Source organism: Terrabacter sp. FW104-15G4B, from assembly GCF_058790095.1.
Map to the genome: position 1 here is coordinate 14,728 of NZ_JBYTCI010000020.1, position 26,079 is coordinate 40,806.

24 protein-coding genes are annotated in these 26,079 nt (G+C 71.5%); 10 read left to right on the top strand and 14 right to left on the bottom strand.

The window, feature by feature from the left end; genetic code table 11:
• The first annotated feature begins 47 nt into the window (after positions 1 to 47).
• Complete coding sequence (locus AC3WRT_RS14895) at positions 48 to 242, top strand: DUF4177 domain-containing protein (protein ID WP_492723197.1); 195 nt, start codon at positions 48 to 50, stop codon at positions 240 to 242.
• Between the two features lie 97 nt (positions 243 to 339).
• Here the strand turns inward: AC3WRT_RS14895 and AC3WRT_RS14900 are convergent, their stop codons facing one another.
• Positions 340 to 1,425 carry an NYN domain-containing protein gene (locus AC3WRT_RS14900; RefSeq protein ID WP_492723199.1) on the bottom strand — a complete coding sequence of 362 codons (1,086 nt, stop codon included), beginning with the start codon at positions 1,423 to 1,425 and terminating at the stop codon, positions 340 to 342.
• Positions 1,426 to 1,610: 185 nt separating this feature from the next.
• Here AC3WRT_RS14900 and AC3WRT_RS14905 point away from each other — a divergent pair, with 185 nt between their 5' ends.
• On the top strand, positions 1,611 to 2,246 hold the full coding sequence (locus AC3WRT_RS14905; RefSeq protein ID WP_492723201.1) for an excalibur calcium-binding domain-containing protein: 636 nt from the start codon (positions 1,611 to 1,613) through the stop codon (positions 2,244 to 2,246).
• 204 nt (positions 2,247 to 2,450) lie between these two features.
• Positions 2,451 to 3,554, top strand: coding sequence for a GmrSD restriction endonuclease domain-containing protein (locus AC3WRT_RS14910; RefSeq protein WP_492723203.1), 1,104 nt, complete (start codon positions 2,451 to 2,453; stop codon positions 3,552 to 3,554).
• A gap of 690 nt (positions 3,555 to 4,244) precedes the next feature.
• Here the strand turns inward: AC3WRT_RS14910 and AC3WRT_RS14915 are convergent.
• The 10 genes from AC3WRT_RS14915 to AC3WRT_RS14960 form a co-directional block, all read right to left on the bottom strand.
• Complete coding sequence (locus AC3WRT_RS14915; RefSeq protein WP_492723205.1) at positions 4,245 to 5,381, bottom strand: ERCC4 domain-containing protein; 1,137 nt, start codon at positions 5,379 to 5,381, stop codon at positions 4,245 to 4,247.
• A 105-nt stretch (positions 5,382 to 5,486) separates the two neighbouring features.
• Positions 5,487 to 5,957, bottom strand: coding sequence for a hypothetical protein (locus AC3WRT_RS14920; protein ID WP_492723207.1), 471 nt, complete (start codon positions 5,955 to 5,957; stop codon positions 5,487 to 5,489).
• A gap of 128 nt (positions 5,958 to 6,085) precedes the next feature.
• A complete protein-coding gene (locus AC3WRT_RS14925) occupies positions 6,086 to 7,039 on the bottom strand; it encodes a hypothetical protein (RefSeq protein ID WP_492723209.1) in 954 nt (317 codons plus the stop codon).
• A 64-nt stretch (positions 7,040 to 7,103) separates the two neighbouring features.
• Positions 7,104 to 8,054 (bottom strand): hypothetical protein, encoded by a 951-nt coding sequence (locus tag AC3WRT_RS14930; protein WP_492723211.1) that lies wholly within the window; start codon positions 8,052 to 8,054, stop codon positions 7,104 to 7,106.
• Between the two features lie 64 nt (positions 8,055 to 8,118).
• Positions 8,119 to 9,072 carry a hypothetical protein gene (locus AC3WRT_RS14935; protein WP_492723213.1) on the bottom strand — a complete coding sequence of 318 codons (954 nt, stop codon included), beginning with the start codon at positions 9,070 to 9,072 and terminating at the stop codon, positions 8,119 to 8,121.
• Entirely contained in the window at positions 9,072 to 10,034 is a 963-nt protein-coding gene (locus AC3WRT_RS14940; RefSeq protein ID WP_492723215.1) for an ATP-binding cassette domain-containing protein, read from the bottom strand. The genes AC3WRT_RS14935 and AC3WRT_RS14940 overlap by 1 nt, the downstream gene beginning before the upstream one ends.
• On the bottom strand, positions 10,031 to 10,924 hold the full coding sequence (locus AC3WRT_RS14945) for a hypothetical protein (protein WP_492723217.1): 894 nt from the start codon (positions 10,922 to 10,924) through the stop codon (positions 10,031 to 10,033). Before AC3WRT_RS14945 ends, AC3WRT_RS14940 begins: the two co-directional genes overlap by 4 nt.
• Positions 10,921 to 11,475, bottom strand: a complete 555-nt coding sequence (locus tag AC3WRT_RS14950; RefSeq protein ID WP_492723219.1) for an RNA polymerase sigma factor — start codon at positions 11,473 to 11,475, stop codon at positions 10,921 to 10,923. Before AC3WRT_RS14950 ends, AC3WRT_RS14945 begins: the two co-directional genes overlap by 4 nt.
• An 84-nt stretch (positions 11,476 to 11,559) precedes the next feature.
• Positions 11,560 to 13,458 (bottom strand): glycoside hydrolase family 15 protein, encoded by a 1,899-nt coding sequence (locus AC3WRT_RS14955; RefSeq protein ID WP_492723221.1) that lies wholly within the window; start codon positions 13,456 to 13,458, stop codon positions 11,560 to 11,562.
• 361 nt (positions 13,459 to 13,819) lie between these two features.
• Positions 13,820 to 14,338 carry a glycine cleavage system transcriptional repressor gene (locus tag AC3WRT_RS14960; protein WP_492723223.1) on the bottom strand — a complete coding sequence of 173 codons (519 nt, stop codon included), beginning with the start codon at positions 14,336 to 14,338 and terminating at the stop codon, positions 13,820 to 13,822.
• Between the two features lie 315 nt (positions 14,339 to 14,653).
• Between AC3WRT_RS14960 and AC3WRT_RS14965 the strand changes: the two genes are divergently transcribed.
• Genes AC3WRT_RS14965 through AC3WRT_RS14975 form a run of 3 tightly spaced genes read left to right on the top strand, consistent with a single transcriptional unit; the run spans position 14,654 to position 19,511 of the window.
• The gene (locus tag AC3WRT_RS14965) at positions 14,654 to 16,636 is read left to right on the top strand and encodes a glycosyltransferase family 2 protein (protein ID WP_492723224.1); all 1,983 of its coding nucleotides are present in this window, start codon (positions 14,654 to 14,656) and stop codon (positions 16,634 to 16,636) included.
• Positions 16,636 to 17,373 carry an efflux RND transporter periplasmic adaptor subunit gene (locus AC3WRT_RS14970; protein ID WP_492723226.1) on the top strand — a complete coding sequence of 246 codons (738 nt, stop codon included), beginning with the start codon at positions 16,636 to 16,638 and terminating at the stop codon, positions 17,371 to 17,373. The genes AC3WRT_RS14965 and AC3WRT_RS14970 overlap by 1 nt, the downstream gene beginning before the upstream one ends.
• Positions 17,370 to 19,511 (top strand): glycosyl hydrolase, encoded by a 2,142-nt coding sequence (locus AC3WRT_RS14975; protein WP_492723228.1) that lies wholly within the window; start codon positions 17,370 to 17,372, stop codon positions 19,509 to 19,511. Before AC3WRT_RS14970 ends, AC3WRT_RS14975 begins: the two co-directional genes overlap by 4 nt.
• 153 nt (positions 19,512 to 19,664) lie before the next feature.
• Here the strand turns inward: AC3WRT_RS14975 and AC3WRT_RS14980 are convergent, their stop codons facing one another.
• Together AC3WRT_RS14980 and AC3WRT_RS14985 are read right to left on the bottom strand one after the other, a co-directional pair.
• Positions 19,665 to 20,597: an oxygenase MpaB family protein gene (locus AC3WRT_RS14980; protein WP_492723230.1), complete on the bottom strand. Its 933-nt coding sequence runs from the start codon at positions 20,595 to 20,597 to the stop codon at positions 19,665 to 19,667.
• Between the two features lie 20 nt (positions 20,598 to 20,617).
• Positions 20,618 to 21,070, bottom strand: a complete 453-nt coding sequence (locus AC3WRT_RS14985; protein ID WP_492723231.1) for a PPOX class F420-dependent oxidoreductase — start codon at positions 21,068 to 21,070, stop codon at positions 20,618 to 20,620.
• A gap of 51 nt (positions 21,071 to 21,121) precedes the next feature.
• Between AC3WRT_RS14985 and AC3WRT_RS14990 the strand changes: the two genes are divergently transcribed.
• Both AC3WRT_RS14990 and AC3WRT_RS14995 read left to right on the top strand, forming a co-directional pair.
• Positions 21,122 to 21,646 carry a 2'-5' RNA ligase family protein gene (locus AC3WRT_RS14990; protein ID WP_492723232.1) on the top strand — a complete coding sequence of 175 codons (525 nt, stop codon included), beginning with the start codon at positions 21,122 to 21,124 and terminating at the stop codon, positions 21,644 to 21,646.
• Positions 21,647 to 21,895: 249 nt separating this feature from the next.
• Positions 21,896 to 22,546, top strand: coding sequence for an SRPBCC family protein (locus AC3WRT_RS14995; protein WP_492723233.1), 651 nt, complete (start codon positions 21,896 to 21,898; stop codon positions 22,544 to 22,546).
• Between the two features lie 144 nt (positions 22,547 to 22,690).
• Here AC3WRT_RS14995 and rocD read toward each other — a convergent pair whose 3' ends face one another.
• Entirely contained in the window at positions 22,691 to 23,962 is a 1,272-nt protein-coding gene (gene rocD, locus AC3WRT_RS15000) for an ornithine--oxo-acid transaminase (protein ID WP_492723234.1), read from the bottom strand.
• Between the two features lie 201 nt (positions 23,963 to 24,163).
• On the opposite strand from rocD, the gene AC3WRT_RS15005 reads away from it, so the two are divergent.
• The gene (locus AC3WRT_RS15005; protein ID WP_492723235.1) at positions 24,164 to 25,603 is read left to right on the top strand and encodes a cyclic 2,3-diphosphoglycerate synthase; all 1,440 of its coding nucleotides are present in this window, start codon (positions 24,164 to 24,166) and stop codon (positions 25,601 to 25,603) included.
• Positions 25,600 to 26,079, top strand: coding sequence for a hypothetical protein (locus tag AC3WRT_RS15010; RefSeq protein WP_492723236.1), 480 nt, complete (start codon positions 25,600 to 25,602; stop codon positions 26,077 to 26,079). Before AC3WRT_RS15005 ends, AC3WRT_RS15010 begins: the two co-directional genes overlap by 4 nt.

A 26,079-nucleotide genomic window follows, 5' to 3' on the forward strand; every position in this document is an offset into this window, starting at 1 on the left:
AGTCGTGCTCGCCGTAGGGTCGAAGGACCATAGGTAGGGAGGACGTCATGCCGCAGTACAAGGTCGTCGAGCTTCGCGAAGGGATGATCGGCGGGAAGATGTCCGGCGACAAGCTCGAGAAGGTCCTGAACGAGTACGGCTCCAAGGGCTGGTCCCTGAAGGCGATCACGTCCGTTGATGTGAAGGGTCGCGTCGGCCCAGGCGGCGTCAGCGGCATCCTCGTCACCTTCGAGAAGGCCTGACCCAGCCGCGCAACTCATGGGGACGTATGCCGTCAGGCCCGTCCAGCGGCATACGTCCCCAATCGCCTTGGCGCGCTGGGCAGTCGGTGGCCGCCCTTCAGCGGGCGAGCTCTTTGACGTGCTCCCAGAAGTGGTCGCGCAGCATGAAACGCAGCTGCTCCTCGACGTCATATCGGTCGAGCCGCGCGGAGAGGTCGAGGAGCAGGGCGCGGTCGAGGTCGCCCGGGATGAACGGCTTCTGGCTCACAAGGCGCGTACGGTCGGTGGCGCTCGCGGTGATCGACCACGTGGCGATCACCCCACGGCATACCTCGTCGATGAGGTCGAGCTCGCGCTGACCGATCACCGGGGTCGCGGCACGGTCGGCAGTGCCAGCCCCTTCGCTCGCGCTCGACCACACCACGCGGCCCGGCCCTCCCAAGGCGGCAGCGGTCGGCCGTTGCAGCACCTTGCTGCCGGCGAGCACGGCCGGGGTGGGACGCGCAGCGGTGACCACCGCTGGCTCCGGGGAACCGTCGGCCTTCGTCGCGTCGGACGTGCCATTCGAAGCGAGGCGGGGACCCGGGAGGGGCACCTCCACCTCCACCGCCGCGGCCGCGGCCGACAGGGCGACCTCGGTCTCCGGCTGCAGCTGCCGCACGTGCACGGTCTCGTCGATGACGGACCCGTCCAGCACAATGAGGTCGTCGGACTCGCGAATCAGGTGGCGTGAGACCGCATGTGGCTTCCCCGACTGGTCCGGCACGGCCATCAGCACCACCTGCATGCCGTGGCTCTGAGCCTCCTCCACCGCCTCGCTCAGGTCGTCGTCCCCCGAGACCAGGTAGATGACGTCGACCGAGCGGTTCCGGCCGTGCGCCGCAAGGTCGAGCCCGATCCGAAGGTCGACACCCTTCTGCTCGCCCTGCGGAGACGTGCGGCCGAGGCGCAGCTTCACCCGCGGCAGCATGCCGATGGCTTCTTGCGTCGAGTCCGGCGTGCCTCCGGCCCGGTTGCCCGAGTCGTACCAGTGCAGCCGCAGCATCGGCAGGCCGCTCGCGCTCTCCGCATCGGCGATGAGCCGCGACACGAGATCGGGATACGAGACGACGATGCCCTTGCGCAGGGACGTGCCGGTCACGCGCGTCGCCGCGGCGGCCAAGAGGTAGCCGACGTCGACGTAGAGCGCGCAGTAGGACCGCATCTGTGCAGAGTCTCACGGAGGGGAACGAAAGCCGCGCCGAAGCGGCGCAAGTCGGGCGGTCCACTGCAAAGACGCGGTCAGCCGCGGTCGGCAGAAACGACTCGGGAGCGGACATCCTCATTTGCAAACATCTGAGACAGAGCGACCGTATCCTTCGGGGGCACTCAGGGACCCCAGGGAGAATAATGAAGCTCTACACGCGCGCCGCCATCGCCGCGCTCGCCATCACCGCAACACTCGGCGGCTGCGCCGGCACCGAGCAGCCGACCGTGACGCCGATCAAGCTGGTGGACGCGGCAGCCACACCGTCCGCGCCGCCCATCACCACCTCAACCGTCGACCCGGCAGCCGAGCAGGCAGCCGAGCAGGCGGCTCAAGAGGCCGCAGACGCCCAAGCCGCAGCCGAGGCCAAGGCGGCCGCAGACGCCAAGGTCGCGGCCGCAGCACAGGTAGCCGCCGCAGCCAAGGTCAAGGCCGCCGCGGACGCCGCGAAGGCCAAGGCCGCAGCCGCCGCAAAGGCGAAGGCAGCAGCGGCCGCGAAGGCGAAGGCCGTTGCCGCAGCGAAGGCGAAGGCCGCCGCGAAGGCGAAGGCAGCATCGGCCGCGAGGGCCAAGGCGGCTGCGAAGGCGAAGGCAGCCGCCCAGGCAGCTGCCGCTCAGAAGGCCCGGGACGAGGCCGCGGCGGCCGCCAAGCCGGCCAGCAACGTCTACTACGCCAACTGCTCCGCCGTCCGGGCGGCAGGCGCTGACCCGATCTACGCCGGAGAGCCCGGGTACTCCCGCAAGCTCGACCGCGACGGTGACGGCATCGCCTGCGAGTAGCCGCAAGGGCGCCCGGCGCCTCAGTGACCCCACCGCATCGACAGATGTCGCTGGGCACCGAGGCGCCGGCATGCCCGCACCGCGCGCACCCGCTGCCTTCGACCTCGCTCGCCGCGCGCGCGAGAGAACGGTCAGCCCATCAAGTGGCGCTCTAGCGGGGGACAGGTCCCACCGCCCGACATGAAACGGCAGAACGAACACGTCATGAAGTGGACACCGAAACGCGTCATCACCCTCGCCGCCGTGGGCCTCATCGCTTGGGGCGCAAGCTCGGCCACCGGGCACGAGCGCCACTCCACTGCGACGTCGCAGGTCGCCAGCGAGACCCCCAGCGACGCGCCCGGGCCGACGCCCGGCCCGGGCTCCGCCAAGCCCGCTGCCGAGGCCCCCCGCGTCTCCACGCCAACGACTCCAGCGCATACGCCGAGCACGTCAACGCCGTCTGCAACGACGGTGGCCGTCACCGGCAAGGCCGCAGCCGTCCTGGCGGCCCTGCCGGTCAAGGGTCGTGCCCCGATGACCGGCTACACCCGCGAGCAGTTCGGCCAGGCGTGGAGCGATGACGTCACCGTCGCCTTCGGGCACAACGGGTGTGACACCCGCAACGACATCCTGCGCCGCGACCTGCACGACACCGCCCTCAAGCCCGGCACCAACGGGTGCGTGGTCCTGACCGGGTCGTTCACCGAGCCCTACTCCGGCCAGACGGTCTTCTTCACCCGCGGCGCCGGCACCTCCTCCTTGGTGCAGATCGACCATGTGGTCGCCCTGGCCGACGCGTGGCAGTCGGGCGCGCAGCAGTGGAGCGCGGACACCCGCCGCGACTACGCCAACGACCCGCTGGTGCTGCTGGCCGCGGACGGACACCTGAACATGCAGAAGGGCGCCGCGAACGCCGCCTCGTGGCTGCCGCCGAACAAGAGCTTTCGCTGCACGTACGCGGCCCGGCAGGTGGCCGTGAAAGCCAAGTACCACCTGTGGGTGACCCCCGCCGAACGCGACGCGATCGCCCGCGTCCTGTCGAGCTGCCCCGGCCAGCCGTTGCCCACCGACGCCCGATCGTCCACCGCAGCAACGACGCTCAGGTCCGGCGCGACCGCGCCGGCCCCAGCCGCAACCCGCAAGCCCCAGACCCCGTCCAAGCCTGCCGTCAGCACGAAGCCCGCCCCGCCTCCCGCTCCGGCCGGCGACGTCTACTACCAGAACTGCACGGCCGTCCGTGCCGCCGGCGATGCCCCGATCCTCGTCGGCGAGCCGGGATACTCCCGGAAGCTCGACCGTGACGGCGACGGCGTCGCCTGCGAGTAGCGCTTCCCCAAGAAACGTCCCGTCCTCGACCAGGCAACGACGCTTCCGGTGCTGGCGCCCACCTTGGATCCTCGAATGGGCAAGGTGACCGATCCGGGAGGGCCATGAGCACCACCTGCATGCCGTCACTCTGCGCCTCCCCGACCGCCTCGCTGAGGTCGTCGTCCCCCGACAGCAGGTAGAAGCGAGGTTCCCGTCACCTGCGGCGCGGGGACCCACGAGCCGCGAAGCCGGCCGAGCCCAAGGCCGCGAGCCTTGCCGCAAACCGCTGACGAGCCGCGCCGGCCCGCGTGACGATGGGGCTTCGCAGAGTGTCGGTCAAGGAGCGCCGATGACGGAGCACATCGCACAGCCCAGCAGGATCAACTTCTTCCACGGCCGCCTCCTCTCCGCCGGCGACCTCGAGCACGAGCAGCAGCAGGCGCGCGAGCGGCAGTGGATGCACAACCGGTTGCTCCACGGCTACGGCGTCGTCACCGGCCTCGACGTGACCGTCGCCGGCGACCGCCTGCAGGTCTCACCGGGGGTCGCCCTCGACTCCTTGGGGCGCGAGATCGTCCTGGCCGGCACGACGTCCCTCGACGGGAGCGACGTCGTGCACGAGAGCCACGGCCACGTCCAGGTCGTCATCGCCTGGGCCGAGGAGCCGGCCGGTGCCATCCTCGGGCCCGACGGGCCGGTCCCCGACAGCTACGTCGACCGCCCCCTGCTCATGCTCGCCGACCACATGCTGGGGGAGCTTCCCGAGCACGGCGTCCTCCTCGCCCGCCTGCACCGCCGCGACGGCAAGCTGCTCGCCGACCCCTCCGTACGCCGACACCTCCACCGGTAGGTGCATGCAGTCAGTGCGCGGCGCGGTACGCCTCCCAGACCTCCGGGCGCAGGCGGCCGCGGTCGCTCACCGCCACCCCCTCGGCCAGCGCCCAAGCCCGCACGACCGCCGTGCTCGGCGCCGGCTCGGGCACCGGTCCCCGCTGGCGCGAGGCCAGCCATCCGCGAGTCGGCGTGGTCCTCGGCCGCCACCTCGCGCAGCGCCGCCGCGAGGAAGCGGTAGGTCCACTCCTGCGCGAGCGCCCGTGTCTCGGCGAAGACGATCGGCACCGCTGTATAGCGGGCCTGGCACTCCGCGATCGCGTCCGCGACGACCGCGGGGCGCACGTGCGTCAGGCCGAAGACCCGCGAGTAGCGCTCCTCGACCACGACGGCTGCCCGCGGTATGCCGCTCAGCTCGGCGAGCGCATACCTCAGCTTCCCGTTCAGCAGGGAGGAGGTGAGGTCCTCGAGGCTCTTGCGCTCGACCGCGGCGACGACGCGTCCATCGAACTCGACGGCGTAGTCGCCGGCGTCGAGGCGCTGCTTGCGCGTGCTCACCTGCTGGTGGCTGAAGCGCCACGCGTAGCGCGCATACGCGTCGACGACGATCTCGAGCGGGCTTGTTGCGTCAGCCTCCCCGGGCGCGCCGGCCGCGCGAGCCGTCGGGATGCGGACGGCGCGCCTCGCCTGCTTCGCAGTCCGGGCGCTCTGCCAGAAGATGGCCTCGCGGCCCTTCACGTGCGTCAGCACGAACTGCGACCGGCTCTCCTTGGTGCGGTCGAGCACGAGCTCGATGGCAGCGCCCCGACGGACGCACACCCGCGTCGCGACACGCTCCACCACCTCGGCGTCCTCCGGCCATGAGTCGGCCCGGTGGCAGTAGACCTTGCTCGTTCGGGGCCACGTGTTCTTGCTCTTCAGCAGGATCCCGTGCTCGCCCAGTGGGATCCGTACGAGGTACGGCTGTGTGCTCGCCTCGTCCGGGTTGCGGGCGATGAGGAAGTCATCAGGCACGCCCCCATCGTGGCGCACGCCGTAGCTCCCGGCGGGGAAGGCGAAGCTGCTCCGTTTTAGGGAGCAGCTTCCGAGGGGTCGGCGAGACCGTGCTTGCGCGAACCGTCAGTCCAGCGGGTCCCGGGTGGCGGCCCACAGCGCCGCGAGGCTGACGGCGGCCACCAGCCCCCAGAGCACCAGCGAGCCGGCCCAGCGCTGGCCCGCCTCGGACGGGAAGACGTCGACCCACCGGTCCAGCGGGTGCGCGAGGACGATGGCCAGCACCGCCCCCAAGAGTCCGCCGGCCACCACCTCGCCAGGCTCGGCCACACGGCGTCGCATCGCGGCAGCGGCCGCCACGGCCACGAGCGTGAGGCCCACCAGCTGCACGATGATCCCGGCCTTGGCGCCACTCCCACTGCGCAGCGCCAGGGCCACGAGCGCCAGCGCACCCAGAGCCACGACCACTGCCGCGACGACGAACCGCGCCAAACTGCGCCTCCGCAGCGACGTCGGGACCGCCGCCACCGCCTCGCTGGCCGCCTCGTCGAGCACGTATGCCGTCGCGCCCGCCAGGAGCGGAACGCCAACTGTCACAGCGGTGCTCGCCACAGACGTCCCGGTCCAGACCGCAGCCACAAGGAGCAGACCGACCCCAATTCCCGTGAGCACCGCGACGGGCCGCCACGGGATCCCCGTGGCGGGGCCAAGGACTCGCGGCACGTTCACTTCGGCACCATCACGACGCTGTGGCCGTCCGGGTAGCTGCGGACCGGCTGGCTGAGGCCGCCACTCACCGCGAGGCCGTACGTGAGCATCGACAGGGCGAGAGTGGCTGCCCCGGCACGGATGAGCCGGCGCCGGGTCTGGCCTTCCGACCGCCACAGCAGGGCGGCCACTGCGGCGAGGGCGCACAGCGTGACCAGCCAGGCGAGGTACCACCGTGGCGATCCCGTGAGGCTCATGACGGAGGCGTTGTCCGGCGCCGCCAAGGTGAAGTAGCCGAACGGCGCGAAGAGCCGGAACCATCGGGTCCAGGCTGCCGGAGCGGAGTCGCTGCTGCTGAAGGCTCCCAGGACTGCCATGGTCCACACGACCACCACGAGCACGAGTACCGCGGAGGCGGCCCGGAAGCCCCACCACCGTCCGGCAGCGACACCGAGCAGGGTGCCCCCCACCGCGGCGACGACCGAGTTGCCGACCAGCACGGCGGCGATGTCGGCGTGCGAGAACATGCCGTACATCCACTCCGGCGCAGCGAGCGCCGCCGGCCTGACGCCGTAGTAGAGCACCAGCCACAGCACGGCGATCAGGGCCGGCACGACCGCGATGACGCAGAGCGCGGCCGTCCGGTTCGTGGTCGAGGTCGGGGAGGTCTCGAGCAGCTCGCCGGCCCGGGAGGACGACCGTGTGAGGTAGTACGCCGACAGCATCGAGGCGACGCCGACCGTGCTGGCGACGTCCGGCAGGGCGAAGGCCTCGTCCGTCGCCGGACCGGCCGCTCGGATCAGGGCCTCGGTCGTGCCGACGACTCCCAGGAAGGTGCCGGCAATGAGCACCGGGTGCCTGGCCAGGCGGAATACCTCGATCCGAGTGAGCGCGGCTAGAGAGCTTCGGTAGCCGCCGCGCGAGGCGAACGTGGTCGTCACCGCCAGGGCGTTCTGCGGGGTGCTCGTCATGACGCCACCTCGGCCGAGGATGCGGCCTCCGTGGAGGACGCGGGCCCTAGTGCTCGCGGCGCGTTCACTTCGGCACCAGAACGACGCTGTGGCCGTCCGGGTAGGTGCGGACCTCGTGGCTGAGACCGCCACCCGCGGCGAGGGCGTAGGTCACGACCGACAGGGCAAGAACGATGGCACCCGCCCGGATGACGCGGCGCCGGGTGGTTCCCTCCGACCGCCACAGCAGGGCGGCGACCGCGGCGAGGGCACAGAGGGTGAGTAGCCACCAGAGATACCACCACGGCGATCCGGTGAGGGCGAGCACGGAGGTGTTGTCGTTGCTCGCGGTGAAATAGCCGACTGGCGTGAAGAGACGGACCCACCGGTTCCACTCTGCGGGTGCAGCGTTGCCGCCGCCGAAGGCTGCCAACACACCGAGGGTCCACACCGCGACGCCGAGCACAAGCACCACGGAGGCGGCGCGGAAGCGCAACCACCGTCCGGCGGCGACACCGAGCAGGGTGCCGCCGACGCAGGCAACTAGCGAGTTGCCGACGATCACGGCGGCGACATCCACGTGGGAGAAGGGGCCATACATCCACTCCGGAGCGTTCAGGGCCCCCGGGGCAACGCCGTAGTAGAAGGCCAGCCACAGCAGGGCGATGAGGGCCGGGACGACTGCCGTCAGGCAGAGCGCGCCCGTTCGCACCGTTCGCGAGGTCGGGGAGGCCTCGAGCAGCTCGTCGGCTCGGTGGAGCGACCGGGTGAGGTGGAAGGCCGACAGCATCGCGCCAAGCCCGACCGTGAGGGCCAAGACTTGCATCCCGAGGGCGTCACTCGTCGCCCGATCTGCCTGCTGGACTAGAGCCGGGGCTGTGAGGCCGATCCCCAGTGTGACGCCGACTAAGAGCGCCGGGTGCCTCGCGATGCGTCGTGCCTCGGTGCGGAAGAGCGCGGCGAAAGGGCTCCGGTAGCCGCCGCGCGGGGCGAAGGCTGTCGTCACCGCCAGGGCGTGCTGCGGGGTGCTGGTCATGACGCCACCTCCGACGAGGGTCCAGCTTCAACGGACCAGACGGCCCCGAGCGCTCTTCGCGCGTTCACTTCGCCACCAGGACGACGCTGTGGCCGTCCGGGAAGGTGCGGACCTCGTGGCTGAGGCCACCACTCGCGGCCAGGCCATAGGTCATCACCGACAGGGCGAGTGTGATGGCCCCGGCCCGGATGACCCGACGGCGGGTGGCGCCTTCCGAGCGCCACAGCAGCGCAGCCACGACGGCGAGGGCGCACAGCGTGAGCAGCCAGACGGCATACCACCGGGTCGATCCGGTGAGGCTCACCACTTTGCTGTTGTCGGCATTGGTGGAGCTGAAGTAGCCGACCGGGGCGAAGAGGCGGACCCAGCGGTTCCATCCCGGGTGGACCGCATCACCGCTGCTGAACACCCCGAGCACACCGATGGTCCACGCCACGACGCCCAGCACGAGCACCGCAGAGGCGGCCCGGAAGCTCCACCACCGCCCGGCGGCGACGCCGAGCAGGGTGCCGCCGACCGCGGCGATGACCGACTGGCTGACGAGCACCGCGGCGATGTCGGCGTGCGAGAACATGCCGTACATCCACTCGGGGGCATCCAGCACCGCCGGCTTCGGCCCGTAGTAGAACGCCAGCCAGAGCGAGGCGATCAGGGCCGGCACGATGGCGGTCAGGCAGAGGGCGCCCGTCCGGGCGGTTCTCGACGTCGGGGAGGCCTCGAGGAGCTCGTCGGCCCGGTGGAACGAGCGCGTGAGGTAGAAGGCGGCCAGCATCGCGCCGAGGCCGATCGTCGCGGCCACCACGGGCAGCCCCAAGGCGTCGGTCGACACCGTGGTGGACGTGTCGGCCACCGCGAGCCCGGTGAACAAGACCCCGAGGGCAATGCTGACGAGCAGCACCGGGTGCTTGGCGAGGCGGATCGCCTCGAGCAGGCCGAGAGTGCCGAGAAGGGTGCGGTAGTCGGGACGCGGGGCGAACGCTGCCGTGACGGCGAGGGCCTCCTCCGATGCGGTGGCCATCACGCCACCTCCGCCGAGGGCGCAGCTTCCGTGGACGAGGCGGGCGCAAGACCCGCGGCACCGCGAAGAAGAAGGTACGCGTCCTCGAGGCTGGGCTCGACGAGCGCGGCCCCCGTGGGCACGTGCTCACCGACGTTGCGGTAGCGGCCGGATGCCGTGCGCCACGACGCGAGCGCCGCGGCGTCAGGCTGGGTGGCCATCCACACCTTCCCGGTCGCCAGGGAGACGAGTTCGGGCACCGTGCCGTCGAAGTGGACGTGTCCCACATCGAGCACGATGACGCGGTTGCAGAGGGCGGCGACGTCCTCGGTCTGGTGCGTCGAGATGACCATGGTCGACGTGGCGGCGATGTCGGCGAGCACTCCGCGCAACGACGCCCGCTGCTCCGGGTCGAGCCCAGTCGTGGGCTCGTCGAGGACGAGCAGCTCCGGCGTGCCGAGCAGGGCCTGCGCCAGGGCGACCCGCCGGCGCTGGCCGCCGGAGAGGCGGCTGATGCGCTTCGTCGCGACGTCACCGAGCCCGACGAGGTCGAGCACCCGCCGCACCTCGGTGGTGCGGATGCCGCGGTCGGCCCACTCCTTGAGGACGGCCATGTAGTTGACGAAGGCCATCGTGGTGAAGCCGCGCGGGAAGCCGAGCTCCTGCGGCTGGTAGCCGAGCCGCCGCCGGATCTCGGTGCGGGCGTCCGGCTGGCCGGGGTCCCGGCCGAGCAGGCGCACCTGGCCCTCGTCGGGCCGCAGCACCGTGGCCATGACCCGCAGCATCGTCGTCTTGCCGGCGCCGTTGGGCCCGAGCAGGCCGGTGATGCCGGGCTCGAGGTCGAGGTCCACCGCGTCGAGGGCGGCGACGGAGCGGTAGCGCTTCGTGACGCCGCGCAGCGAGACCGTGGGCGGGCGCCCTGAGCCGGCAGGCGTGTTCGAGCGGCCAGAGCTGCCCGAGCTGGTCGGGGGTGTGGAGGTCATGACGGGATCCTTCCGATGGTGCCGAGATGCCTTGCCCGCAGGACGAGAACCGGCGGGCCGATGACGAGCATGAGGAGGTAGAGCACCAGGTAGCGCGGCGCGAAGACCACCCAGATCGTGTCGAGGCGGGAGGCCGCGGCGGTGCCGACGAGCCAGAGGGCGGTGATCACGGTGGCCGGCCACCACGGGCCGAACCACGGCGACAGGGCGAGCACCGCGGCGGTGAAGCCCAGGGCCGGCAGCAGCCAGAGCCACGCCGCGGCCTCGGGGAAGACGAGCTGTCCGAGGAGCACGACCGGCAGGGCGGCGAGCAGGACGGCGGCCGTGCGCAGCAGGACCAGCCGCACGAGCGGGTAGGGCGCCGCGCTCTCCTGCTCCAGCGCCGACGCCCCCACCTCGGGCCCGAACGCCGTCGCCACCGCCAGCACCGGCACGATCGGCGCGACGGTGAGGAACATGGTGACGCCGCCGGTCCGGGCCGCCACCGCACCGCCCGCGGCGAAGGCGACGGCGAGTGCGACGGCGCAGAACCACGAGCCTCGCAGCGCCGGGGCCGCCGAGACGAGCATCGCGTCAGCCGGCGGCAGGCCGAGCCGGACGAGGAGCCGCTCGAGGACCGACGGCCGCGGCAGCTCGATCTCGTCGCGCACCGAGCCCCAGACCGCGTCGAGGTCCGGCAGCGAGGCCTCGCGCGAAGGGTCACGGTCAGCGGCGGCCGGCGAGACGGCATACGCCATCGGTGACGGGACGTGACCGACCGCGTCGGCCACGGCGGCTTGGCACTGGGGGCACGTGACGACGTGCTGCTCGACCGAGAGGGACACCAGCCCGTCGGCCTCCCCGAGCACCCACGCCCGCAGGTCGTCGGGTCGCACGTGACGAGTGCTCATGATCGGGTTCCTTCCACGAGGCTGGCTCTCAGGTGCGCCTTGGCGCGGTGCGCCCGCGTCTTGACGGTGCCCTGCGGGATGTGGAGCAGGCGGGCGGCTTCCCGGGTGGTGAGCCCGTCGAGCACTGTGGCCTGGATGACGGCGCGCATCTCGGGGGAGAGGGACGCCATGGCGCGGCCGAGGTCGCCGTACTCCACCCCCTGCAGCAGCTCGTCCTCGACCGCGACCGACGCGGCGCCCCGGGCCGTCGGGTCGGGCATCAGCACGACGGGGCGGCGGGTGCGGAGCCGGCTGACGAGCCGCCGGATCGCGATGCCCCACATCCACGCGCCGACCTCGCCCGTGCCCTGGTAGCGGCCAGCGCCCTGCCACACCGCGACGAACGTGTCCTGCAGCACGTCGGCGACGACCTCGCGGTCGTTGCAGCGTCGGGTGAGCCGCACCGACAGCCACGGGGCGTGCCGGTCGTAGAGCTGCCGCAGGGCGCCGAGGTCACCATCGGCCAGGGCCTCGAGGAGGGTCTGGTCGTCGGGGGCGACGAGCGCTGCCATACCCCCACTGTCGACCTGCGGCGCTCGAACGGTTCCCCGTTTGCTTGCGTATGCCGTCCCGCCGGCCCGCGCGTCCGGCGCCGCTCACATCTCCGGGTTGGCCCGGGTCTCCGATCGGATCACGTGCATGACCGCGTTGATCAGGGCCAGGTGGGTGAACGCCTGCGGGAAGTTGCCGAGGTGCCGGCCGGTGTGGGTGTCGATCTCCTCGGCATACAGCTCGAGCGGCCCGGCGAAGGACAGCAGCTTCGCGCACAGCTCGTGCGCCCGCCGGTATTCGCCGATCTCCGACAGCGCGGAGACCAGCCAGAACGAACAGATCGTGAAAGTGCCCTCCTTGCCGCTGAACCCGTCGTCCGTCTCGTCGACGCGGTAGCGCAGCACGAGCCCGTCGACCGTCAGCTCCTCGGCGATCGCGAGAACCGTCGCGCGGATCCGCGGGTCGTCCCGCGGCAGGAAGCGGACCAGCGGGGCGAGCAGCAGCGACGCGTCGAGGGCGTCGGTGCCGTAGTACTGCGTCAGCACCCCGCGCGAGTCCACGCCCTGCTCGAGGATGTCGGCCTTGATCTCGTCGGCCGCCAGCTGCCACTCGGCAGACTGCGCATCCTGCCCGATCATCGTCGCCAGCCGTGCCCCGCGGTCGACCGCGACCCAGCACATGATCTTCGACGACGTGAAGTGCTGCAGCTCGCCGCGCACCTCCCAGATGCCGGCATCCGGCTCGCGCCAGTGCTTCAGGGCCGCCTCAACCTGCTTGCCGAGGATCGGCCAGATCCGCCCGTCGAGGTGGTCGGCCACCTTCGAGTGCAGGTAGACCGAGTCGAGCAGCGCGCCCCACACGTCGTGCTGCACCTGCGAGTGCGCGGCGTTGCCGATGCGCACGGGGCGCGACCCGCAATATCCCGGCAGGTGGTCGAGCGTCGACTCGGCCAGGTCACGCTCACCGCCGATCCCGTACATGATCTGCAGGTCCTCGTCACGCTCGGCGACGTCGGCGATGAACGAGAAGAAGTCGACTGCCTCCCAGTCGAACCCGAGCGAGTACATCCCCCACAGCGCGAACGTCGCGTCACGGATCCACGTGTAGCGGTAGTCGTAGTTGCGCTGCCCGCCAAGGGTTTCCGGCAGCGAGGTGGTGGCAGCGGCGGCGATCGCGCCGGTCGGCGCATACGTCAAACCCTTGAGGGTCAGAGCACTTCGCTGCAGGTAGCTGCGCCACGGATGGTCGGGGAAGCGGCCCCTGGCCAGCCAGTGCTGCCAGTGGTGCGCCGTCCACTCGAGCCGGTCGTGCGCCTCCTCGCGCGTCAGCGGCGGCAGCACCTGCCCCCAGCACAGGGCGATGAACCGCTCGTCGCCCTCCTTGAGCAGCGTCCGCGCGGCCGCCTGCCCGCCCTCGAACCCGAGCCGCATGTCGGTCGTCAGCGTCAGGGTCACGTCGGAGCCCTCCGCCCGCGCCCGGGCCTGGTGGTAGCCGTGCTCCGTGTGCTCCCACGTGACCGGTGCTTGCCCGTAGTCGAGGACCGGCTCGCACTCCACCACCGTCTGCACCTCGCCGGCCACGCAGCGGACCGTGCGCAGCAGCGTGTGCTCCGAGTCGTAGTCCATCGGGATGCGCCGGTGCTTGGTCGACACCCCGTCGTCGTGGTGCCACGGACCGATGAGCAGCACGTCGCGCACGATGATCCAGCCCGTCGACGTCCCCCAGCTCGTCTCGAGCACCATGGTGCCCGGCAGGTAGCGCCGCGCCGTCGGCACGCTGGCGTCGGACGGCCCCAGCCGGAAGCTTCCCGCGTGCCGCCCGAGCAGCGCCCCGAACATGCTCGGGGAGTCCAGCCGCGGCACGCACATCCAGTCGATGTCGCCCCCGGGCGCGACGAGCGCCGTCACCTCCCCGTCGGAGAGGAAGCCGTAGTTCGCGATCGGAACGGTCCTGGCGTCGGGCGCGACGGCGTCCGGATGCGCGGTGAAGCCCGTTGCGTCCATGACCTCAGAGTCCTCGCCGCCCTTGCTGCGCACAAGAGGCGCGCTCCGCGCCCACTGATGGCGTATGCCGTCCGCTTCGGGCCGCGACTCGCGCCCGCAACCTGGCCCTACTCGTAGACGATGTCGCCGTCAGGGGCCAGATGCACGGGAACCGCACCCGGAACTGCAAGGGGACTGCAAGAGTTGCGCAAGGTCGTTCGAATCGGGACATTCCGCCACGCTGTCGCCCCAACACTCGAGGGAGTCGTCCACCGACGACGCAGACTTTGGCGGTTGGCCCGATGTGGTACGTGAACCGTCACGGGGCCCGAGCTCGCATCGCGAGGCGGGCCCCATTGTCATGTCCGGACCGGCAGGCCCCTCAGGCGACCGCGATGTCGACGAGCAGCTCGGTCGCGAGCCGCTCCAGGTCGGCGCGCAACCCCGCGGTGTCCGAGCCACCGGGCACTCGCACCACGACGTGCGCCTCGAAGAGCAGCCCACCGGCCATCGGCGCCTCACGCGTGCCCGTCGTCATCGTCTCGATCGACAGCTCGTGTCCGCTCAGCACCGACGACACCTCGCGCACGATCCCGGGCCGGTCGTTGCCGAGCAGGTCGACGGTCAACCGTTGCGCCGCGGCGTCGTCGGCCACGCCGCCCTCCTCGGCGCCCGGGTGCGACGTCACCTCGAGCAGGCCGTCGAGCTCACGCAGGGCCGCCGTCAGCTCGTCCACGCGCTCGGGCGGCACCCCGACGACGACGATGCCGGCGAACTTGCCCGCAAGCTCGGCCAGCTGGCTGTCCTCCCAGTTGCCGTCGTGCGCGGTGACGACGTCCGCGAGAGCAGTGACGAGGCCGGCGCGGTCGTCGCCGATGACGGTGAGCACGAGTCTGGGCACGCGCCCAGCCTAGTGACCAGCCCTGGAGGCCTGACGCCACGCGCGCAAGAACGTCGGCTCCAGGGTGGCATACGCCCGGCTCTTGTGGGTAGGTGAGGGCCTGAACGCCCGCGAGGATGCCCTCAGCTGAACGGCATCCCGCGGGTGTCATTGTGCCGGCAGCGTTGCCGACCTCTCTCCGGGTCGCCGCCGCCTCGGAGACCCCTGACCACGGCTGGCCCTTCTTCCGGTTTCCCTCTGCCCTCCCTGCGCGACGAGCGTCGCCGGGACGCTGGGCCATGTCGTCTCGCCCCGCAACCGCACCTGGGGGTGCACGTGCCGCACGACCCTGCTCGAACCCTGGCCATCGATCCCGGTGACCGCCTCGCCACACCGCTCACACCGCTCACACCGCTCACACCGGTCACACCGCCCACGCAGCGCGACGCCGCGCGGACGGCATACACACCCGTTCTCATCCTGCTCACCGTCCTGGCGGCGCTGGGCATCCTGCTCTACGCCAGCTTCCTGTTCAACCCTTCCAACCGGGGTGACTGGCTGCCTTATGGCATGGTCATCACGGCCGAGGCCATCCTCATCGGCCAGGCCCTCCTCGCGGTGTGGACCATCCTGTCCGGCGCCGCCAGCCCGCGCGACTACGCCTACTTCACGGCCCGGGACGCGCTCTTCGACCCCGTGGACGCCGGAAGCGACGCTGCGCGCACCCAGTGGCCCCTGCGGATCAGGGGCCGGGAGGTCCTCGTCGACGTCTTCGTCACCGTCTACGGCGAGCCGCCCGAGACCATCCGCCGCACGGCCGCCGCGGCCAGGGCCATGACCGGACGCCACCGGACGTGGATCCTCGACGACGGCGACAGCGACGAGGTCCGTGACCTGGCCGCCGAGCTCGGCTGCCACTACGTCCGACGGCTCTCGCACAACGGTGCCAAGGCGGGCAACATCAACCACGCCCTCTCGCTCGCCAAGGGCGAGTTCTTCGCGATCTTCGACGCTGACTTCGTGCCCGACACCGAGTTCCTCGTGGAGACGATGCCGTTCTTCACGACGGACGACGTCGCCTTCGTGCAGACGCCGCAGACCTACGGCAACCTGCACACGGTCATCAGCCGCGGGGCGGGCTACATGCAGACCGTCTTCTACCGGTTCATCCAGCCGGGCCGCAACCACTTCAACGCCGCGTTCTGCGTCGGCACGAACGTCGTCTTCCGCCGCACCGCCATCGACGAGGTGGGCGGCATCTACACCGACTCGAAGTCGGAGGACGTCTGGACCTCGCTGATGCTCCACGAGGCCGGGTGGCGCAGCGTCTACATCCCGGACGTGCTCGCGGTCGGCGACGCCCCGGACACGGTCGAGGGCTTCACCAAGCAGCAGCAGCGATGGGCCACAGGCGGCTTCGAGATCCTCCTGACTCACAACCCGCTCTCACCCCGTCGCAAGCTCACCGTCGACCAGAGAATCATGTACGCCGTCACGGCGACGCACTACCTCGCCGGCATCACCCCGCTGCTGCTGCTCCTCGTGCCGCCCCTCGAGATCTACTTCGACCTGCGGCCGGTCACCATGCAGCTCGGCCTCGGGACCTGGGCGCTCTACTACGCCGGCTTCTACGTCATGCAGATCCTGCTGGCGTTCTTGACGGTGGGCTCGTTCCGCTGGGAGTGCCTGCTCCTCGCGACGGTGTCCTTCCCGATCTACACCCGCGCGCTGTTCGGGGTGCTGCTGGGCCGCGAGCAGAAGTGGCACGTCACCGGCAGCCGTCGGAAGGCCACATCGCCCTTCACCTACATCATCCCGCAGGTGCTGATGCTGACCTTCCTGCTGCCGACGTCGGCGGTGGCGGTGTGGCGCGACATCAACCACAGCACCCTGACGGTCGCGACGCTCTGGAACATCACCAACACCCTGATCCTGGCCAGCTTCGTCGTGACGGCGGCGCGGGAGCCCCGGAGGCTGCGTCGCGCCGTCCCAGAGCTGCCCGGCCACCTGGAGACGCCCGCGCCGATCGCGCAGCGCACGGTCGTCGCCCGGCCCCTCGAGCACCCCGGAGCGGTCCTCGCGCCGGACGGTGCGTTCGACGGCGTGCTCACCGGTGCCCCGGCCCCATCTCGAGGCAGCGACGGGGCGCAAGCCATGGCCGGCAGGCGCGGCGACCGCCACAAGCGACACGACCACCATGACAGCCGCGCCAGCCGCCGTGCCACATCGCGGGCGGCCCGATCCAGGGGCCGGGTCCTGACCCGATCCGGCGCCCATGCCGACGCGCATCCCGACGCCCATCCAGAGGAGAACAGCTGATGACCTGGCAGACCCGTTTCCGACTGTATGGCGGCATCCTCGCCGTCCTGGCGCTCACCGCCGTGCTCGTCCTCTTCTTCAACCAGCGCCAGGCCCGCGCCCTCAGCGTCACGGGCCAGGTCGTCGCCGCGCAGTACTCGGTGGGCGCGGCATACGGCGGGGTGGTCGTTGCGGTCAAGGCGAAGGAGGGCGACATGGTGACCCGTGGTCAGGAGTTGTTCACGGTGACCAGCCCCGCGTTGCAGTACGACCTCTCCAACGGTGTCAAGGCCCCCTCGGGTGACGCCTTCAAGATCAGCAAGAGGTCCGGCACCGTGACCTACAAGTCCCTGGCCGCCGGGCGCCTCACAGCGGTCACGACCGGGGTCGGCGCCTACGTCCAGGACGGCGGCGACCTCGCCAAGATCCGCGCCGTCGGGTCGGAGTACGCCCGCGCGGACTTCGTCCTCTCGCCGCGCGACTACGAGCGCATCGAGCAGGGTGCGCCGGTCGACCTCCGGCTGCCCGACAACAGCACGGTCAAGGGCAAGGTCGACCACGTCAACGTGCGAACCGACGGAGGCCGGGCCCTCACCACCGTGACGGTCGCCAGCCCAGCCCTGCAGCAGCCGACCAGGCCGGAGCTCTCAGCCTCCGGCACGCCGCTCGCGGCGACGCTGCACCTGCGCGACGACGGCCCGCTCGCCGGGACCAGGGACGCGATCACCGACTTCCTGCTGAAGATCGGTCTCACGTGAGGGCCCCGGACGCGGCCCGCCGCCTGTGGCCGGCTCGCCGGCTCTTCGCGGTGCTCCTCGTCGTCGTGCTGGGTCTCGCGGGATGCATCGGCGGCTCCGGGGGTGGCTCGGACGGTGAGTCGACCACTGGCTCGACCAGCGGCGACTCCGGCAGTGGCTCCGGCGGCGACTCCGGCCCCGACGCCACCGGGGACGGCCTCGTCGACGCCCGCAAGCCGGTCTTCGACGCCGCCACACTGCGCAAGGACGCAGCAGCGCTGGTGCAGCGCACCCCCAAGCGCCTCGTCACCGACCGGCTCGCCAAGGGCCTGGTGCCACCCACCAACCGTTGGTTCTCCGCGCTGGCCCTGGGCGGTGCGTCACAGCCGGTGTTCCCGCTGCCGCTCAGCGTCACGCTGAGCCCTTCCGGCTTCGGCTTCGGCGTCCCGCGCGTCGTCACGTCGGACAAGAACATCAGCGGCGCCGCGGTGTCGGACATCACCGTCACCGTGCCGGGTGCCGCGTCCACGACGGTGGTCGCCTACGACGACCTCACCGTCACCGTGGAGCACCGGGCGTCGGACGGCGGCGCCATCGGACGCACGGTGCTCACCCGCGGCTCACCGTTCCTCACCTTCACCGCGGCACGCGGCGTGAAGCTCAAGCAGTCCGTCGCGCCAACAGGCAACCCCGCCGCGGTGCAGGTCGCGGGGCGGGCCTACGGCGCCGTGACGGACGGGCGACCAGTCTCCGGTGCCGAGGTCGACCTTCCGAGCGGCCAGTCGGTCACGTGGTATGCCGTCCCCGACGGCGGCTCGGCCGGGACCATGGCGTCGCTTGCCGCTCCCGTCACCGGAGGGACCGTCGCCTACGGGATCTCCAGGGACACCGCGACGACCCGGCTCAGCTACACCCGGCCCAAGGGGACGAAGGGCGACGCCGCGGTGGTCGTCCTGCCGCACCAGCAGGCCGGGCTCGCCGAGGGCACCCGCTGCGACCTCGGCACCTTCCGGACCGTCTACGGCACCGCGCGCGTATGCCGCGGCAGCGCCCTCTCGTGGGACGCGCCGTCGCACCGCGTGACGACCGACCTGGACCTCTCGGGCTTGAGCGACGACGAGCGCGACCGGCTCGCAACCCAGGTGCGCAAGGACGTCGCCGCGACGAAACCCTTCCCCGCGGACACCTACTTCGGGGGCAAGTCGCTCCAGCGGCTCACCCAGCTGCACCGCCTGGCCCGGCAGCTCGACCTGACGGACGTTGCGGCATCCTCCAAGAAGACCCTCGTCACGGAGCTCGACCGGTGGGCTGAGCCACAGGGTTGTGCCAGGCGGCCCGCGAGCTGCTTCGTCCACGACGCGGCCGGGCACGGGATCGTCGGGCTCACGGCGTCATTCGGGTCGGACGAGTGGAACGACCACCACTTCCACTACGGCTACTTCCTCTACACCGCAGGGGTGCTGGCAGCCGAGGACCAGTCGCTGGTCAAGCGGTGGCGGCCGGTCCTCGACCTCGTCGCGGCGGACATCGCCGGCAGTGGCTCCGGCGGGCTGTTCCCAGACCGTCGCACCTTCGACGCCTACGCGGCACAGTCGTGGGCCAGCGGCACCGCGCCGTTCGCCGACGGCAACAACCAGGAGAGCACCTCCGAGGCGATCAACGCCTGGCTGGGAGTTTCGCTGTGGGGTCAGGCATCCCGCAACCCCGCCCTCGAGCGGCAGGGCCGGTGGATGCTGGCCGGCGAGGAGTCGACCGCCCTGCGCTACGGCCTGCGCCTCGACCACGCCGACCCGGTCTACAAGGGGTTCGGGCACCAGGTCGTCTCGCTCAACTGGGGCGGCAAGCGCGACTACGCAACGTGGTTCTCCCCGGCGCCCTCGGCGATGCTCGCGATCCTGCTGCTGCCGCTCAGTCCCAGCACGCCGGCATACCTCGGCGGGGACCCGGCGCGGATCCGGGCACAGGTGAGCGAGGCGACCGCCGGTAAGGGCTACGCGCAGCAGTTCGGCGACTACCTGCTGATGTACAGCGCCCTGGCCGGCCCCGGGGAGCGAGAGTCCGCAGTGCGGGCGGCGGAGGACCTCGACGAGAAGTGGGTGGACGACGGCAACAGCCGCGCCTACCTGCTCGCGTGGGCCCTGTCGCGCCCGCGCTCCTGAGCCCACCAACCGATGACCGCAGGACCCGCCTGCTGCTCAGCCGTCAGTGGCGGCGGAGCCTCGGGGGATCCGGGTCCTGATGCTGGCGACCCGGGCGCCGGGCCGGGTGCACCCGCTTCTTGAGTGCAACCCGGCCCGGTCAAAGATGGCCGCTCAGCTGGCGGCCGGGACCCCGACGAGGCCGTCAGGCTCGTCAGGGTGTCCGGGGGAGTCGGACGGGCGGCGCTCCGCCAGTCCGGCCATGCCCCACCGCACCGCAGCCGTGCCGAGGTGTCCGAGGGGCCGCGCCACGAGCGCCGAGACGACGCCGGGCAGGGGGATGCCCAGCATCTCGCGCGCCCACCCGGGCAGCAGGGACACGCCGCCGGAGGCGAGCGTCCCGTAGCCCGGCCGGGCGAAGAGGGGCAGGGGTGGGTCGAGGAGCAGGAAGCGCGCAGCCTCGCGGGCCGCCGGAGACGCCTCCAGCTCGGGGCGGTAGGAGCCGAGGACGGCCCGCAGCTCCGTCACCGACTGTGGCGGGTCGACGACACCGAGCCGAGCCGCAGGGATCCCCGACTGCGCGACGTAGACGTCGGCCTCCTCGTCCGTCAGCGGGTCGTCGCCGAAGGTCTGGTAGCCACGCAGGAACGAGTCGATCTCCGCGGCGTGCACCCACATCAGCAGGTGCGGGTCGTCGGCGCGGTAGGGCCGGCCGTGGACGTCCTTGCCGCGCACCCGCTCGTGGATCGAGCGGACCATCGCGATGGCCTCCTCGGCGTGCTCGATGGTGCCGAAGGTCGTCGTCGCGAGGTAGTGGCTGGTGCGCTGGAGCCGGCCCCACGGGTCGCTCTTGTAGCCGCTGTGGCCGGCGACCCCGGCCATCGCCATCGGGTGCAGCATCTGGAGCAGCAGGGAGGTGATCCCGGCGGGGAACATCGCGGCATCGGCGTGCACCCGCCACACGGGGTCTTCCGCGGTGAACCAGCGCTCGCCCTGGGCGCCCCAGATCCGCTGCGCGCGCGCCGGCGCGTCGTCGCCGGCGACCTTGCTGCGCAGCAGCCTCCCGAGCTGGCGCTGGACCAGCCGGGCTCCTGCCGTGGGGCTCATGTGCACACGGTAAACGCAGCTCAGGAGCCTGTCGAAACCCTGTGTCCAAGGTTGGACACGTCTCGTCCGCAGACAAGCGTGATCCGGACCGCGGCTCGCGGCGCGCGCGGGCGCACCCGGTCGGTGACCGACGCGACCAGGTCGCCCAGACGGGCCATGAGGTACTTGCCCGCCATGGCTTGCTTGACGGCCGCGACGCCCTCCGGGGTGCGGTCGACCACGGCCGTGCCGGCATACGTCGGCGCGCTCTCGGCCACCCGGCCCCTGATGTCGCACGGACGCAGCTCGACGCGGGAGGTGTGCGCGAGACGCTTCAGCTTGCCGCTCGGCTCGACGGTCACGACGACGAGCTCATCCCCGTCGCGGGCGATCCACACGGGCGCGGACACCGGTGCCCCAGTCTTGCGGAAGGTCGTCAGCGACACGTAGCGGTTGGCGTTCACGACGTCGAGGTCGCTCGGCAGAGGGGGCACGGGCCCAGCGTAGGCCGCGCCTGTGGAACCCCGGCATGTCCACAATGGGGCATGGCGCTGGCGCTCTGCCTCCTGCTCGACCGCAGGTCCGACCGTCTCGTGCGCGCGCTGTGGCAGCGGCTCGAGGCGGACGGCATACCAACGCTGCTCACCCACACCCACGGCCAGCACGTCGCCCACCTGTCGTATGCCGTCCTGCTGGCCTGGGAGCCCGAACCGGTCCGGTGCGCCGTGGCCGGGCTCTCCGACGGCGGGCCGGTCGAGATCTCCGTGCAGGGGACGGTGATCTTCCCCAGGGGCCGCGTGGCGCTCGCCGGGGCGGCGCAGGCTGCGCTGGCGACGCGTCAGGCCCGGACCGTCGAGGCGCTGCGGGCCACCGGCGCGACGATCCACCACCACTACGAGCCCGGCCACTGGATGCCGCACGTGTCGGCGACCACAGGCGTGCCCGGAGTGCGGCTGCAGACGGTCGTCGACGCGGTGTCGGACCGCCTGCCCCTGACGCTGCGCTTCGACCGGGCCGCCCTCATCGACACCACCGACGGCACCACGTGGGAGCTGCCGGGCGTGCCGTGACCTCGCGGTCGTCGCAAAGAACGTGCGCCACCGGCGTGTCACGCGAGCCGGTGTCGGTGGGCCCGAGGAGACTCGTTCCCAGCAAGACCAAGACTTCGACGGTTGGCCCGTTGTGGTACGTGAACCGTCACTGGTGGCCCGGCATCGCGATCGCGAGCCGGGCCCCATCATTTCCCGGTGCGGTGGAGCGGGGGGCGGCTGACGCGGATCACCCCGCCGGACAAGGCGATCGCGACTACCGTGGGTGGCATGAGGCCACTCGCCGCACCGGCACTCGTCGGTGCCGCGGCACTGTCCGTGATGACGCTGCGCTGGTCGGTGCTGCACTGGGGCGCGACCACCGAGGAGTGTCGCGAGCGCCTACCCGGCGACGAGATCCTGCCGACACCAGGACTGGTCGCCACGCGCGCCATCACCATCGAGGCCCTACCCGAGCTCGTCTGGCCCTGGGTGGTGCAGCTGGGCGCCGACCGGGGCGGCTTCTACAGCTACGACCGGCTCGAGAACCTCGCCGGCTGCCAGCTGCACAGCGCCGACTCGGTCGTCGAGCAGTGGCAGCACCTCGAGCCCGGTGACATCGTGCGCCTGCACCCGCAGGTCGCGCTCGCGGTCGTGGCCGTCGATCCGGGCCGGTCCCTCGTGCTGCACGCAGGACCGGCCATGCCGGGCGATCCAGAGGCGGCGCCCTACGACTTCACCTGGGCCTTCGTGCTGCACCGGCACCCCCACCGCGCGACGCGGCTCATCACCCGCGAGCGCTTCAGCTACCCCCACCGCTGGTCCCCGCTCCTCGTCGAGCCGGTGTCGGCCGTCAGCTCGCTGATGAGCCAGAAGATGCTCCGCGGCATACGCGACCGCGCCGAGCAGGCGGCCTCGGTGACGGCCTACGCCCTCATCTGACCCGAGCTCCGTGAGACGCCCAGGTCAGGACAGCGGCTGCTCCGGTGCCGGGGACGTGATCGTGGAACCGCGCGCGAAGTAGGCGAGCGGCCCCACGCAGTCGATCGCGATGATCGCTGTCCACGTGCCCTTGCTGCCCCCTCCTCAGGGATGTTCGAGGATCGCGGCGAAGGCGTCGAGGAGGACCGCGATCTCCAGCTCACCGACGACGAGCGGGGGAGCGATGCGCACCGTCGAGCCGCGCGTGTCCTTGACGAGGACGCCTCGCTCGAGGAGCCGGTGCGAGGCCTCCCGGCCCGACATCAGCCGTGGGTCGAGGTCCACGCCGGCCCACAACCCGCGGCACCGCACCGCGTCCACACCGTGGCCGATCAGCTCACGCAGCCCCTCCTCCAGCACGAGCCCGAGCCGCCGCGCCCGCTGCTGGAACTCGCCCGTCGCGAGCAGCTCCACGACCGCCTGTCCGACCGCGGCCGCCAGCGGGTTGCCGCCGAAGGTCGACCCGTGGCTGCCCGGCGTGAAGACGCCCAGCACGTCGCGGTCCGCGACGACCGCCGAGACGGGCACGATGCCCCCTCCGAGTGCCTTGCCGAGGACGTAGATGTCGGGCACGACGCCCTCGAGGTCGCAGGCGAAGGTCGAGCCGGTGCGCCCCAGGCCCGACTGGATCTCGTCGGCGACCATGAGCACGTTGCGGCGCCGGGTCAGCTCACGCACGTCGCGCAGCCACCCGTCGGGCGGGATGATGACGCCACCCTCGCCCTGGATCGGCTCGAGCAGCACGGCGACGGTGTCGTCGGTGATGGCGGCCTCGAGCGCCTCGAGGTCCCCGAAGGGCACGATGTCGAAGCCCGGGGTGTAGGGACCGTAGTGGTCGTGGGCGAGCAGGTCGTCGGAGAAGCTGATGATCGTCGTCGTGCGCCCGTGGAAGTTGCCGGCCATCACGACGATCCGGGCCTGCCCATCCGGGACGCCCTTGACCTCGTAGCCCCACCGGCGGGCCGTCTTGATCGCCGTCTCCACCGCCTCGGCTCCGGTGTTCATCGGCAGCACGAGCTCCTTGCCGGCGAGCATGGCCAGGTCCCGGCAGAACGGCCCGAGCCGGTCGCTGTGGAAGGCCCGGCTCGTCAGCGTCAGCTGGTCGAGCTGCGAGCGTGCCGCAGCCACGAGCGTCGGGTGCAGATGGCCGAAGTTGAGCGCGGAGTAGCCGGCCAGGGCGTCGAGGTAGCGCCGCCCCTCCACGTCGGTCATCCACGCGCCCTCGGCGTGCGAGATGACCACGGGCAGGGGGCTGTAGTTGCTCGCCACCCAGTCGCCCGCGAGCGAGATGTGCTCGGGGGTGCTGAGGTGGGCGGGTGTGCCGGGTGTCGGGCTGGTCCGCTCGCGGGCCCCGGGTCGTGCGGCCGTGTCGCTCACCCCTCGATCGTGGCACTGCGACAGGCGGTCGACACCCGAATGTGACGGGTGCCAGGGTGATCACCCTCTCGGGGTGATCATGCTCTCGCATCGCTGCCAAGCCTTGAGCCGGGTGGGAAACTCGAGGTGGCGGGTTCCGCAGCCAGGACTACTCGTGGTGGGTGTGTCGGTCACGTCGGTGACCCAGCCGTGGAGATGGTCATGAGCACCACCAGCACCGAACCCCTGAGCGCCGCCCGGACCCGCGTCGTCATCCTCGGCGCAGCTGGCCGCGACTTCCACGACTTCAACGTCGTCTTCCGCGACGACCCCTCCTACGAGGTGGTCGCCTTCACGGCGACCCAGATCCCGGACATCGAGGGACGCCGCTACCCGCCCGTCCTCGCCGGCGACCTCTATCCAGAGGGCATTCCGATCGTCGCGGAGTCGGAGCTGACCGAGCTCGTCGAGCGCGAGCACGTCGACGTCGTCGTCTTCGCCTACTCCGACGTGCGCCACGAGCAGGTCATGCACGTCGCGTCCCGCTGCATCGCCGCGGGCGCGGACTTCCGCCTGCACAGCGCCCGTCGCACCATGCTGCGCAGCACCAAGCCGGTCATCGCGGTCACGGCCGTGCGCACCGGAGTGGGCAAGAGCCAGACCACCCGCTACCTCGCCAGCCTGCTCAACCATCTCGGCCTGCGCGTCGTCGCCATCCGCCACCCGATGCCCTACGGCGACCTCGAGGCGCAGGCCTGCCAGCGCTTCGCGACCTACGCCGACCTCGACTGGCACAAGTGCACCATCGAGGAGCGCGAGGAGTACGAGCCGCACCTCGACGCCGGCGTCGTCGCCTACGCCGGTGTCGACTACGAGCGCATCCTGCGCAACGCCGAGCAGGAGGCCGACGTCATTCTCTGGGACGGCGGCAACAACGACCTGCCCTTCTACGTGCCCGACCTGCACGTCGTGCTCGCCGACCCGCTGCGCCCGGGGGACGAGGCGGCATACCACCCCGGTGAGGCGAACGTCCGGATGGCCGACGTCGTCGTCGTCGCCAAGTGCGACTCAGCCCGAAGCGTCGACATCGAAGCCGTCGAGGCGTCCGTGCGAACCCTCAACCCGCGCGCGACGATCCTGCGTGCCGACAGCCCCGTCACCCTCGACGACCCGGCCCCCGTCCAGGGGCGCCGCGTCATCGTCATCGAGGACGGCCCCACGCTCACGCACGGGTCGATGACCTACGGCGCCGGCGTCGTCGGCGCCCGCGCGGCCGGCGCGGCCGAGATCGTCGACCCGATGCCGTATGCCGTGGGCTCCATCGTGCAGACCTACGCGAAGTACCCGAACGCGGGCGGCGTGCTGCCCGCCATGGGCTACGGCGCCGAGCAGGTGCGGGACCTCGAGGCCACCATCGAGGCGGCCTTCGCAGCCGGAGCGTGCGACGCCGTCGTCAGCGGCACCCCGATCGACCTCACCCGCGTGCTGTCGGTCACGGCCCCGCTCGTCCGGGCACGCTACGACCTGCGCGAGGTGGTGCCCGGCGGGCTCGAGTCCGCCGTCCGGACGGCGTTGAGGCTCGACGAGACGGACGTCACGAGCGCCGACGCCCGCGCGGACACGACCCTTGCAGCCACGACCCCCGCAGGGAGCGCGCCATGAGTGCCCCGACAGAGCACCGGCCCCCCGACGCGGGTGACCACCACAACCAGCACCGTGGGGCAGTCACGGTGGCCGGTCCGCCCGCCCGTCGGTCCGGCTACGCCGGCTCCCTGCTCATCAGCCTCGTCATGCTCTTTCTCGTCAACACCTGGCCGGGATGGCAGGCGGTGCCGTTCCTGACACCTGCCACGGTGCTCGTTGTCGGCGCTGTCAACGCGTCGATCATCGCCCGGGCCGTCGCCGACCTCGTCAACCTGCTGGTCGACCTGCCGCGCGTGCGAGCACTCGGCGACATGGTCGCGATCGGGTTCGGCGTCGCCGCGATCCTGCAGATCTGGCGTGTCTTCCCGCTCGACGTCAGCGCCACCTGGGAGGTGGTCGCCCGGGTGCTGCTCGTCATCGGCTTCGTCGGCAGTGCCATCGGAATCCTCGAAGCCGCAGTCCGGTTCGTTTGCGGCCGTTTCCCAAGGAGCTGA

Excerpts from the sequence above, each read along its gene's own strand:
- AC3WRT_RS14930 (WP_492723211.1), bottom strand. The coding sequence starts at position 8,054 with ATGACCAGCACCCCGCAGCACGCCCTGGCGGTGACGACAGCCTTCGCC.
- AC3WRT_RS14990 (WP_492723232.1), top strand. The coding sequence starts at position 21,122 with ATGGCGCTGGCGCTCTGCCTCCTGCTCGACCGCAGGTCCGACCGTCTC.
- AC3WRT_RS15005 (WP_492723235.1), top strand. The coding sequence starts at position 24,164 with ATGAGCACCACCAGCACCGAACCCCTGAGCGCCGCCCGGACCCGCGTC.
- AC3WRT_RS15010 (WP_492723236.1), top strand. The coding sequence starts at position 25,600 with ATGAGTGCCCCGACAGAGCACCGGCCCCCCGACGCGGGTGACCACCAC.
- AC3WRT_RS14950 (WP_492723219.1), bottom strand. The coding sequence starts at position 11,475 with ATGGCAGCGCTCGTCGCCCCCGACGACCAGACCCTCCTCGAGGCCCTG.
- AC3WRT_RS14900 (WP_492723199.1), bottom strand. The coding sequence starts at position 1,425 with ATGCGGTCCTACTGCGCGCTCTACGTCGACGTCGGCTACCTCTTGGCC.
- AC3WRT_RS14945 (WP_492723217.1), bottom strand. The coding sequence starts at position 10,924 with ATGAGCACTCGTCACGTGCGACCCGACGACCTGCGGGCGTGGGTGCTC.
- AC3WRT_RS14970 (WP_492723226.1), top strand. The coding sequence starts at position 16,636 with ATGACCTGGCAGACCCGTTTCCGACTGTATGGCGGCATCCTCGCCGTC.
- AC3WRT_RS14955 (WP_492723221.1), bottom strand. The coding sequence starts at position 13,458 with ATGGACGCAACGGGCTTCACCGCGCATCCGGACGCCGTCGCGCCCGAC.
- AC3WRT_RS14925 (WP_492723209.1), bottom strand. The coding sequence starts at position 7,039 with ATGACGAGCACCCCGCAGAACGCCCTGGCGGTGACGACCACGTTCGCC.
- AC3WRT_RS14910 (WP_492723203.1), top strand. The coding sequence starts at position 2,451 with ATGAAGTGGACACCGAAACGCGTCATCACCCTCGCCGCCGTGGGCCTC.
- AC3WRT_RS14995 (WP_492723233.1), top strand. The coding sequence starts at position 21,896 with ATGAGGCCACTCGCCGCACCGGCACTCGTCGGTGCCGCGGCACTGTCC.
- AC3WRT_RS14905 (WP_492723201.1), top strand. The coding sequence starts at position 1,611 with ATGAAGCTCTACACGCGCGCCGCCATCGCCGCGCTCGCCATCACCGCA.
- AC3WRT_RS14980 (WP_492723230.1), bottom strand. The coding sequence starts at position 20,597 with ATGAGCCCCACGGCAGGAGCCCGGCTGGTCCAGCGCCAGCTCGGGAGG.
- AC3WRT_RS14940 (WP_492723215.1), bottom strand. The coding sequence starts at position 10,034 with ATGACCTCCACACCCCCGACCAGCTCGGGCAGCTCTGGCCGCTCGAAC.
- AC3WRT_RS14935 (WP_492723213.1), bottom strand. The coding sequence starts at position 9,072 with ATGGCCACCGCATCGGAGGAGGCCCTCGCCGTCACGGCAGCGTTCGCC.
- AC3WRT_RS14895 (WP_492723197.1), top strand. The coding sequence starts at position 48 with ATGCCGCAGTACAAGGTCGTCGAGCTTCGCGAAGGGATGATCGGCGGG.